10 protein-coding genes are annotated in these 10,786 nt (G+C 72.1%); all 10 read left to right on the top strand.

From position 1 onward, the window contains the following. The first annotated feature begins 7 nt into the window (after window positions 1-7). The 10 genes from ACFVYI_RS35785 (at window position 8) to ACFVYI_RS35740 (ending at window position 10,678) form a co-directional block, all read left to right on the top strand. Window positions 8-1,342: a lysine N(6)-hydroxylase/L-ornithine N(5)-oxygenase family protein gene (locus ACFVYI_RS35785; protein ID WP_387893366.1), complete on the top strand. Its 1,335-nt coding sequence runs from the start codon at window positions 8-10 to the stop codon at window positions 1,340-1,342. Window positions 1,343-1,398: 56 nt separating this feature from the next. Then, window positions 1,399-2,220, top strand: a complete 822-nt coding sequence (locus ACFVYI_RS35780; protein WP_387893365.1) for an SAM-dependent methyltransferase — start codon at window positions 1,399-1,401, stop codon at window positions 2,218-2,220. 209 nt (window positions 2,221-2,429) lie between these two features. After that, window positions 2,430-3,674, top strand: coding sequence for a LeuA family protein (locus ACFVYI_RS35775; RefSeq protein WP_387893363.1), 1,245 nt, complete (start codon window positions 2,430-2,432; stop codon window positions 3,672-3,674). Further along, window positions 3,671-5,089, top strand: a complete 1,419-nt coding sequence (gene leuC / locus ACFVYI_RS35770; RefSeq protein WP_387893362.1) for a 3-isopropylmalate dehydratase large subunit — start codon at window positions 3,671-3,673, stop codon at window positions 5,087-5,089. Before ACFVYI_RS35775 ends, leuC begins: the two co-directional genes overlap by 4 nt. 25 nt (window positions 5,090-5,114) lie before the next feature. Then, on the top strand, window positions 5,115-5,720 hold the full coding sequence (gene leuD, locus ACFVYI_RS35765) for a 3-isopropylmalate dehydratase small subunit (protein WP_387893360.1): 606 nt from the start codon (window positions 5,115-5,117) through the stop codon (window positions 5,718-5,720). Between the two features lie 5 nt (window positions 5,721-5,725). Beyond that, entirely contained in the window at window positions 5,726-6,754 is a 1,029-nt protein-coding gene (locus tag ACFVYI_RS35760) for an isocitrate/isopropylmalate dehydrogenase family protein (protein WP_387893359.1), read from the top strand. Window positions 6,755-6,808: 54 nt separating this feature from the next. Further along, the gene (locus ACFVYI_RS35755) at window positions 6,809-7,990 is read left to right on the top strand and encodes a pyridoxal phosphate-dependent aminotransferase (RefSeq protein WP_387893357.1); all 1,182 of its coding nucleotides are present in this window, start codon (window positions 6,809-6,811) and stop codon (window positions 7,988-7,990) included. A 156-nt stretch (window positions 7,991-8,146) separates the two neighbouring features. Continuing rightward, window positions 8,147-9,202 (top strand): SAM-dependent methyltransferase, encoded by a 1,056-nt coding sequence (locus tag ACFVYI_RS35750; RefSeq protein ID WP_387893355.1) that lies wholly within the window; start codon window positions 8,147-8,149, stop codon window positions 9,200-9,202. Between the two features lie 38 nt (window positions 9,203-9,240). Further along, the gene (locus tag ACFVYI_RS35745; RefSeq protein WP_387893353.1) at window positions 9,241-10,416 is read left to right on the top strand and encodes a cytochrome P450; all 1,176 of its coding nucleotides are present in this window, start codon (window positions 9,241-9,243) and stop codon (window positions 10,414-10,416) included. A 37-nt stretch (window positions 10,417-10,453) separates the two neighbouring features. Continuing rightward, window positions 10,454-10,678: an MbtH family protein gene (locus ACFVYI_RS35740; protein ID WP_387893351.1), complete on the top strand. Its 225-nt coding sequence runs from the start codon at window positions 10,454-10,456 to the stop codon at window positions 10,676-10,678. Window positions 10,679-10,786 lie beyond the last annotated feature (108 nt).

Genomic DNA, 10,786 nt, shown 5'->3' with positions numbered 1-10,786 from the left:
AGAACACATGGCATCGCAGGAGACGTCCCGGACCCTCGACGTGGCCGGGATCGGCTTCGGCCCGTCCAACCTGGCCCTGGCCATCGCGCTGCGCGAACGGGGGCGGGAGGCGCCGAACGCGGCCTTCTTCGAACGCAGTACCTCGTTCGGCTGGCACCGCGGGATGCTCATCGACGACGCGACGATGCAGATCTCGTTCCTGAAGGACCTCGTCACGCTGCGCGATCCGCGAAGCTCGTTCAGCTTCCTGTGCTACCTCCAGGAGCACGGCCGGCTGGTCGACTTCATCAACCACCAGATCCTCGTGCCCTCCCGGGCCGAGTTCCACGACTACCTCGCCTGGGCCGCGGCCCGGGTCCCCGAGGCGGTCAGCTACGGCAGCGAGGTGATCGCGGTGCGCCCCGTCCCGGGCGACCGCGCCGTCGACTGCGTCGAGCTGGTGATCAGGGACGTCGCCGAGCCCGGCCGGACGCGCACCCGACTGGCCCGCAACCTCGTACTGGCCACCGGCCTGCAACCGGCCCTGCCGGACGGTGTCGAGCCGTCCGACCGGGTCTGGCACAGCTCCGACTTCCTGCACCGGCTCGCCGAGTTGCCCCCGGCCCCGGAGCGCACCTTCACCGTGGTGGGGGCCGGGCAGAGCGCGGCGGAGATCACCAACCACCTGCTGGGCACGTTCCCCGACGCCCGGGTGCACGCGGTGTTCTCGCGCTACGGCTACAGCGTCGCCGACGACAGCCCGTTCGCCAACCGGATCTTCGACCCGGCGGCCGTGGACGACTACTACCTGGCGTCGCCCGCGGTGCGGGAGTCCCTGATGCGGTACCACGGCAACGCCAACTACTCGGTGGTCGATCTCGACCTCATCAAGGAGATCTACCGCCGGCAGTACCAGGAGAAGGTGGCCGGCATCCACCGGCTGCGGATCGCCAACGTCTCCCGGGTCCGCGCGGTCGCCCCCGCCGCGGCCGGTGTGGACGGTGTGGAGGTACAGATCGAATTCCTGCCGAACGGCGATGTGGAGACGGTGAATTCGGATATCGTCATCTTCGCCACGGGTTACCGTCCGGCCGACCCGCTGCCGCTGCTCGGAGAGCTGGCGGACTTCATCGAGCTTGACGATGAAGGTATGCTCCGAGTGGACCGCAACTATCGGGTCGTCACCTCCGAGAAACTCACCTGCGGCATCTATCTGCAGGGTGCGACCGAGCACACGCACGGCATCTCGTCGAGCCTTCTTTCCATGACGGCCGTGCGCTCCGGGGAAATCGCCGAATCGCTCTGCGCCGACCTCCGCCACTCGCCCGCACGGGCCGTCACCGGCGCACTCCGCACACCTTGACGGGAAATCACCGAAACACCACAGGCCCTGACGGGCAGAACCGGAAGGAAGAGGACATGCAGTCGGACGAGAAGGTGCCCGGCACCAGCCTGCCGCAACTCGACTACTACGAACTGGTCGGCCCCATGCTGCGCCGGGAGTGGGACGACAACTTCCACTTCGCCTACTGGCTCGGGCCGGACGACCGCGCCACCGTCGAGGAGGCGACCGACCGGTTCACCGACCTGCTGATCCCCAAGCTCGGGGTCGGCGCCGGCGACCGGGTGCTGGACGTGGGCTGCGGCCTCGGCAAGCCCGCCGTCCGGCTGGCCGGCGCGACCGGTGCCACCGTGCTCGGCATCACCATCAGCTCCTACCAGATCGGGATCGCCACCGAGCGGGCGGCCGCCGAAGGCCTCGCCGACCGGGTGCGCTTCCAGCAGGCGGACGGCACGGACATGCCCTTCGAGGACGCCTCGTTCGACGCCGCGCTCGCCTTCGAGTCGATCGTCCACATGGACCGCCGCCGGGCGCTCGCCGAGATGGGCCGGGTCGTCGCGCCGGGCGGGCGCGTGGTGCTGACCGACCTGTTCGACCGGGAGGACATCACCGCGCAGGAGGCCGCCGCGCGGGCCGGCGCCCCCGGCGCGCTGCCGCGCCTGGCGGACTACCCGGCGCTGCTCGAAGCGGCCGGGCTGGTGGCCGACGAGATCTCCGACATCTCGGAGAACGTGAGCCCCTCGTTCACGATGATGAACGACATCACCGTGGCGAACAAGGACGAGCTGGCCGAGCTCTTCAATTTCACTCCGGCACAGTCGGAGGAGGCGGAGAGCATGGTCGGCCAGATGACCGGCGAACTCGGCTGTGTCCTGATCGTGGCGCACCGGAAGCCCTGAACGTCCGGCGGGTGCGGCGTCGAACATTCGGCACACCGGTGTGCCGATGACGGCGGGCGAGCCGAGTGCACCGGGTACGACGGGCGAGCCGAGTACGAGGAGTGCGGCGAATACGCCGAGCACGGGGGAGTGCGCCGGGCACGACAATCGCGGCGAATTCCCCCGCGCATCGATCCAGGTTTGGCTGAACGGGAGACGGAGAGGGACCAATGGCACGTCAGGAAAGCCCTCCGCAGCGCAGAATATCCATCTTCGACGCCACCTTACGAGACGGTGAGCAGGCGCCGGGGAACGCGATGACCACGGAGCAGAAGAAAGTGCTCGCGCTCAGGGCCGAGGCCTACGGCGCGGACACCATCGAGGCGGGTTTCCCCGGCTCCTCGCCGGAGGACTTCGCGGCCACCCGGCTCGTCGCCGAGTCGCTGGCCCCCACCACACGATTCGCCACGTTCAACCGGGCCTCCCGGGAGGACGTCCGGCTGTCCATGGAGGCGGGGGGAGCACGCCCGAACCACCAGGTGCAGATCTGCGGCACGGGCAGCGACCTGCACCTGAGGTACAAGCGGGGCATCAGCCGCCGGGAGGCGGTGCGGGAGACCGGGGACGCCATCCGGTACGCCCACTCCCTCGGGGCGCAGGACGTCTCCTTCGGCGTCGAGGACGCCAGCCGCGGTGAGAAGGACCTGATCGAGGCCCTCGTCACGGAGGCCCTGGCCGCCGGCGTCAGCACCGTGATCCTCGCCGACACGACCGGCTGCGCGACCCCGCAGGAGTACGGCGATCTGTGCGCGATGGTCCGTTCCTGGCTCCCGGACGACATCACCCTCGCCACCCACTGCCACGACGACCTCGGGCTGTCGCTGGCCAACGCCCTGGCGGGCGTCCAGGCGGGCGCGAACGAGGTCCAGGCCACCCTGGCCGGGATCGGCGAGCGCGCGGGCAACACCCCGCTGGAGGAGATCGCGGCGACGCTGGCCTACAAGGGTGAGCAGTTCGGCGCCACCACCGGCATCCGCCTCGACCGGCTCTACGGCGCCTTCCAGGAGCTGGCCGCGGTGATCTCCATGCCGGCGCCCCGCAACAAGGCGATCTTCGGCGACAACGCCTTCGCCACCGAGGCCGGCATCCACCAGGACGGCATCCTCAAGAACCCGGCGACGTACGAGTTCATCAACCCCTACCGGTTCGCCCGGCAGCGCTCGCTGCTGGTCGGCCGGCACTCCGGCCGGGCCGTCTTCCGCCACGTGCTCCAGCAGCTCGGCATGGAGCCCGACGACGCCCTGGTGGAACGCCTCTACACCGAGTACGTGACCGAACGCCCCGACGGCCGGTGCGACGAGCTCGACGTGGTGCGGGACAGGCTGGCGGCCGAGTTCGGCCCGCCCGGCGACGACAGGCCGGGCGGCGACCACGCGTCCGCCGGCACACCGACGGGGGAGGAGAACCGCGGATGACGGACCCGACGACGGGACCGAGGACCCTGGTCGAGAAGGTCTGGGACGCCCACCGCGTGGGCGACGCCACGGACGGACCCGACCTGCTCTACATCGACCTGCACCTGGTCCACGAGGCGACCTCGGCCCAGGCCTTCGACGGGCTGCGGCTCGCCCGGCGCCCCGTGCACCGGCCCGAGCTGACCCTGGCCGTCGAGGACCACAACGTCCCCACCGACAGCCTGGTCATCACCGACCCGGTCAGCGTGGAACAGGTCACCACGCTGCGCCGCAACTGCGCCGCGCACGGCATCGAACTGTTCCGCCACGGCGACGGACGCCAGGGCATCGTCCATGTCGTCGGCCCCGAACTGGGCGCGGTGCAGCCGGGGATGACCGTGGTGTGCGGCGACAGCCACACCTCCACGCACGGCGCGTTCGGCGCCCTCGCCTTCGGCATCGGCACCAGTGACGTCGAGCACGTGCTGGCCACCCAGACCCTGGCCCTGCAACGCCCGCGGACCATGGCGGTCGAGTTCACCGGCGTACCCGCGCCGGGCGTGACCGCCAAGGACCTCATGCTCACCCTGATCGCCCGCATCGGCGCCAACGGCGCGCACGGCCACGTCCTGGAGTACCGTGGCGAGGCGGTCCGCAGGCTCTCGATGGAGGGCCGGATGACCATGTGCAACCTCTCCATCGAGGCCGGTGCCCGAGCCGGCCTCGTCGCACCGGACGAGACCACCGTCGCCTACCTCGCCGACCGTCCGCGGCGCCCGGCCGGCCGGGCGTGGGAGCGGGCGCTCGCCCACTGGGAGACGCTGCGCACCGACCCCGGAGCGGTGTTCGACCGCACCGTCACCGTCGACGTCGCCGACCTGACCCCGGTGGTGACCTGGGGGACCAACCCGGGGCAGGCGGTGCCCCTCGCGGGCAGCGTGCCGGACCCGGACGACTGCACCGACCCCGCCGAGCGGGCCGCCGCCCGCCGCGCCCTGGACTACATGGGCCTGGCCCCGGGCACCGCGATGCGCGACATCGAGGTCGACACCGTCTTCCTCGGCTCCTGCACCAACGGCCGGGTGGAGGACCTGCGTTCGGCGGCGGAGGTGCTCCGCGGCCGGAAGGTCTCGCCGGACGTCCGGATGCTGGTCGTGCCCGGCTCCATGCAGGTGCGCGAGCAGGCCGAGCGGGAGGGGCTGCACGAGGTCTTCCTGGCCGCCGGCGCCGAATGGCGGTTCTCCGGCTGTTCGATGTGCCTCGGCATGAACTCCGACCGGCTCCCCGGCCGTCAGCGCTGCGCCTCGACGTCCAACCGCAACTACGAGGGACGGCAGGGACGCACCGCCCGTACGCACCTCGTCTCACCGGCCGTCGCGGCGGCGACCGCGGTCGCCGGCCGTCTCGCCGCGCCGTCCGACCTGGACCGCGGGTGACCGAACAGAGCGAGGAGGTACCGGGATGGAACCGCTGACCAGCCACACCGGCACGGTGCTGCCACTGCGGCGCACCGACGTGGACACCGACCAGATCATTCCCAGCGAGTACTGCCGCCGGCTGAGCAAGACGGGGTACGAGGACGCCCTGTTCGCCCGCTGGCGGGAGCAGCCGGACTTCGTCTTCAACGACCCGGCGCGGGCCGCGAGCACCGTGCTGGTCGCCGGGGCGAACTTCGGCACGGGAAGCTCCCGCGAGCACGCCGTGTGGGCCCTGCGGGACTGGGGCGTCGCCGCGGTGATCGCCCCCAGCTTCGGCGACATCTTCCGCCGCAACGCCCTGAAGAACGGCCTGCTGGTGGCCCAGCTGCCCGAGGCGGACGTGGCGCACCTGATGGCGGCGGCCGAGCAGGACGCGACCTACGGGATCACCGTCGACCTCGCCGGGTGCGTCGTGCGCTGGCCCGGGGGCAGCCGCCCCTTCGAGATCGACGGCAGGGCGCGCCGGCTGCTCCTCGACGGCCTGGACGACATCTCGGTGACGCTGGAGAGGCTGGAGGACATCATCGCCTACGAACAGGGCCGGCCCGACTGGCTGCCCGCCTTCGCGCCGACGGGCGGGGTGAACTGAGCACCATGCCCCTCATCACCGTCGTCCCCGGGGACGGCATCGGCCCCGAGGTGACCGAGCAGGCCCTCGCCCTCCTCGACGGCCTCGGCCTGGACCTCACCTTCGACGTGCTCGACCACGTCAACGCCGACACCTTCCTCACCACCGGGACCGCGCTGTCCGACGACGACCTCGCCCGGATCCGCCGCAGCTCCGGCACCCTGCTCGGCGCGATCGGCGACGCGCGCGCCGCGGGCACCCGGTACGCCAGGGACGTCCTGCTGCGCCTGCGCTTCGAACTCGACCTGTACGCCAACTACCGTCCGGCGACCCTGCTGCACGACCGCCTCAGCCCGCTGCGCGACCCCGACCGGCGCGCCATCGACTGCGTGATCGTCCGGGAGAACACCGAGGGCCTCTACACCGACATCGGCGGCGCGCTGCGGCCGGGCTCGGCGGCCGAGGTCGCCATCGACACCGAGGTCAGCACCCACCTCGGCGTCGCCCGGGTGATCGACTTCGCGCTGGCCTCGGCGACCCGCGCGGTCTGCATGGTCGACAAGTCCAACGCGGTGCCCAACGGCGGCCGGCTCTGGCAGCAGTGCTGGCGCGACGCCGCCGCGGCCCGCCCCGACCTGGCCACCACGCACCTCTACGTGGACGTCGCCGCCATGCGGCTGGTCGCGGACCCGACCGCGTTCGACGTCATCGTCACCAACAACTCCTACGGCGACATCCTCTCCGACCTCGCCGCCGAACTGGCCGGCGGCCTCGGTACCGCGGCCTCGGTCAACCTCAACCCGGACACCGGATTCGGCCTGTACGAACCGGTGCACGGCAGCGCGCCGGACATCGCCGGCACGGACACCGCCAACCCGATCGGGGCGATCCTCTCCGCCGCGCTGCTCCTGGAGCGCCTCGGCCACCCGGCGGAGGCCGCCGCCGTCCGCACGGCCGTCAGGACCGCCGTCGCGGACCTGCGCTGCACCGTCGACCTCGGCGGCCGGCTCGGGACGAAGGCGACGGGGGAGGCGATCCGTGCCGCACTCCACTGAACCACGCGGCCCACGGCGGCCCCGGCCGTCACCGGACACCCGGGAGGTGACCTCATGAAGCCCACCACCAGCCGGCTCTCCCGCCGGGTGGCGGGAATCGGCGCGATGGAACTGGCCGGTCTGATGCGGCTGGCCCACGACGTCGGCGCGATCGACATCGCCCTCGGCATCCCGCCGGGCGACCCGCCCGCGGCGGCGATCGCGGCGGCGACCGCCGCCCTCGCCACCGGCCGGAACCAGTACGCGCCGCCGGAGGGCCTCCTCCCGCTGCGGCAGCTGATCGCCGCCGAACTCCTTCGGACCAGGGGCGTCGTGGTCGACCCCGTCGACGAGGTCACGGTCACCTGCGGCGCGACCGAGGGCGTGCTGGACGCCGTCCTCACCGTCACCGACCCGGGGGACGAGGTGATCCTGCCCGAGCCGTTCTACGAGAACTACCCGGGCGTGATCCGGCTGGCCGCGGCGGTGCCCCGCCCGGTGCCGCTCGCCGGCCCCGACTGGCGCCTCGACCTGGACGCGGTCCGGGCCGCGATCACGGGGCGCACCCGCGCCGTGCTGCTCAACACCCCGCACAACCCGACGGGGCGGGCCTTCGACGAGGCCGAGGTCTCGGGACTGCTCGACCTGTGCGTCGAGCACGACCTGGTCCTCATCACCGACGAGGTCTACGAGCGCTACGTCTACGACGGCCGCCGGCACGTCTCGCCACTCGGCATGCCGGGGGCCGCGAACCACGTGATCACCGTCGGCAGCCTGTCGAAGTCGCTGCAGATGTCCGGCTGGCGGATGGGCTACTGCGTCGCCTCCCCGGAGCTCACCGCAGGGCTGCGACGGGTGCACGAGCGCACCACGGTGGGCGCCGCCCGGCCGCTGCAGGAAGGCGTGTCCGCCCTCGGCGCCGCCGACTTCACGGACGACCGGGCGCTGTTCCAGGAGCGCCGGGACCACCTCGTGACGCACCTGGAGGCCCTGGGCTTCGACGTGCGCACACCGGAGGGCGGCTGGTTCGTGCTGGCGGGCACCGCACGGCTGGCGGCCCGCAGCGACAAGCTGGTCGCCGAACTGGTGGAGTCCGCCGGGGTCCTGCTCGCCCCCGGCACGAGCTTCTTCACCGACCGCGCCGACGGCCTGAGCTGGGTGCGCACCACCTTCGTGCGCGACCGGGAGCGCACGGTCGAAGCACTGGAACGGATGCGCCGTTTCCTCCCGACCGGCACCACCGCCCGGCAGGGCTGACCCCGCCCACCGGAACCGGGCCGAGCGGGAACGACCGAAACCGCTCACCGGAACCGAACGAGCGCGAACAACCGAACCGAGTACCTACGACCGAACCGAGCACCGACAACCGAACCAGCAAGAGAACCCGACCGGACTCACAGGAGGAACACGAACATGACCGCTGAGAACAAGTCCGTGGAGGTCCTGGACGACGAGGTCCAGCAGACCTGGAAGTCCGTGGCCGAGGCCGGCGCCGGCGAGCTGGCGTCCTCGTACGTCCTGACCACCGCGATCGTCGGCCTGTCCAACTCCGGTGTCGCCGACCGCCTCTCGGGCGACTGGACGCCGCTCGCCGAACTGGCCCCCAAGCCCGAACTGGCCGACCGGATCGGCAAGGTCCTGCGCTTCCTGGAGCTGCGCGGCATCGTGGAGTCCCAGGGCGACACCTGGCGCACCACCCGGCGCGGCGCCCAGCTCCTCGGTGAGGTCGCGGAGTCGCTGCTCGGCTACTACGTCGACGCCTACGGGCCGGTCCTGCACGAGATCGGCGCCCTGCTGGACGGCAGCAAGGCCTACGGCACCGACGTCACCCGCGACACCGAGGCGCTCGGCCTGCGCTGCGAGACCCTGTTCAACAGCTTCGGCGGCAACCTGGTGCGCGACCTGGTCCGCGAGCGCGGCGCACGCGGCGTGCTCGACCTCGGCTGCGGCACCGGCGGTCTGGTGCTCGACCTGGTGCGCGAGAACCCCGGACTGCGGGGCTTCGGACTGGACATCGCCCAGGACGCGATCGACTACGCGGGGCGCCGGGCCGCGGAGCAGGGTGTCGCGGACCGGCTCTCCTTCCTGGTCGCCGACGCCTTCCGGCCGCAGGACTGGCCGGCCGAGGTCGTCGAGGGAGCCGACTTCTACGTGGCGGTCGGAGCGCTGCACGAGCACTTCCGGGACGGCGAGGCCGCCGTGGTCGAGATGCTCGGCCGCTACGCCGACCTGCTGCGCGCCGCCCCGAACCGCACGCTGCTGCTGTGCGAGCCGGAACTGCTCGTGGACACCGAGGACGCCAACTTCTACCTGATCCACGTCCTGACCGAGCAGGGCTTCCCGCGGCCGCGCGACGGCTGGCTGAAGGTCATCGAGGCGGCCGGCCTGACCTGCCGGCGGGTCTTCTCCGCGCCCAACACCGCCTTCCGGTTCGCCTACTACGAGATCGTCGCCGACCCGTCGTCCTGACCGGGCCCCGGACCCCACCGACCCAAGGAGAGACCCCCATGCCGACCACGCCGGACGGCCCGTCCGACCCGCGTCCCGGTCTTGAGATGCTCGACCTCTGCCGCACCATGCGCGACACCAGCCCGGTGGTGCGCGACCCCGCGAGCGGCGCCTACCAGGTCTTCCGCTACGACGACGCCGTCGCCGTCCTCTCGGACCACGACACGTTCTCGTCGGACTTCAGCGCCGTCTTCCCCGAGGCCACCGGGCTCATGGAGGGGCACATCGGGACCCTCGACCCGCCCCGGCACCAGCAGCTGCGCCGGCTCGTCAGCCAGGCGTTCACGCCCCGCGCGGTCGCCCAGCTCGAAGAGCGGGTGGAGCGGATCGCCGAGGAGCTGCTGGACCGGGTTCCGGACAAGACCGAGCTCGAACTCGTCGAGGACATCGCCTACGCCCTGCCGTTGACCGTGATCACGGAGATGCTCGGGGTCCCCGCCGAGGACCGGCCGCTGTTCAAGCAGTGGGCCGACCAGCTGTACGCCAACGGCGCGTTCGACACCAAGAGCGAGTCGTCCGTCGGCGCGGCGAAGGCGTTCCACGACTACCTGCTCGACCTGGTCGTCCAGCGCAGGAAGCACCCCAGCCCCGGCCTGCTCGCCGACCTGGTGGCGGCCGAGGTGGACGGCGCGCGGCTGACCGACCGGGAGATCGCCGGATTCGCGACCGTGCTCCTGCTCGCCGGCCACGTGACGGTGACCCTCTGGCTGGGGAACACCTTCCTCTGCCTCCTGGAGCACCCGGAGGCGGAGCGGACGCTCCGCGCCGACCCCGGGGCCGTCCCCGCCGCGCTGGAGGAGGTGCTGCGCTTCCGCAGCCCCGTGGGCATCGTCCCGCGCGTCACGAAGAAGCAGGTCGAGCTGCGCGGCACCACCATCGAGGCCGGCCAGATCGTGGTGTGCGCGGTCCTCTCGGCCAACCACGACGAGCGGCAGTTCGACCGCCCCGACGAGTTCCTGATCGACCGGAACCCGAACCCCCACATCGCGTTCAGCAAGGGCATCCACTTCTGCTTCGGAGCCCCGCTGGCCCGGCTGGAGGCACGGGTCGCGCTGCGCGTCCTGCTGCGCCGCTTCCGTTCCTTCCGGCTCGACCCGGACCGGCCGATGCTGTGGCACCCGGACCCGACGATGAGCGGCCCGAAGAGCCTGCACCTGCTCGTCGAACCCGCCTGACCCGCCCTTGTGCGGCCCCGCCCCCGGAAAGGTGACCATGTCCGCGAACGAAGCATCCGACACCGAGCTCTTCCGCGTCCTCGTCAACGACGAAGGACAGCACTCGCTCTGGCCGGCCGACCTCCAGGTGCCCGAGGGCTGGCACCCCGTCGGCCCGACCGGGAGCAGGGAGGAGTGCATGACCTACGTCGACGAGAACTGGACGGACCTGCGCCCGCTGAGCCTGCGGCGGGCGACGGGCGGGGAGGAGCGGGCCGCCTGATCCGGCGGCGGACAACCGGTAGGGCCGTGGGGGGGGGGGGCGCGCGGGGGGGGGGGGGGGCGCCCGCCGGGGCGGGCCGCGCCGGGGCCCACCCCGCCCCGGGCGAGC

The sequence above is a fragment of the Kitasatospora sp. NPDC058218 genome (assembly GCF_042882445.1).
In the GTDB taxonomy this organism is placed as follows: domain Bacteria; phylum Actinomycetota; class Actinomycetes; order Streptomycetales; family Streptomycetaceae; genus Kitasatospora.
This window is presented reverse-complemented; position numbering and strand designations above follow the sequence as displayed.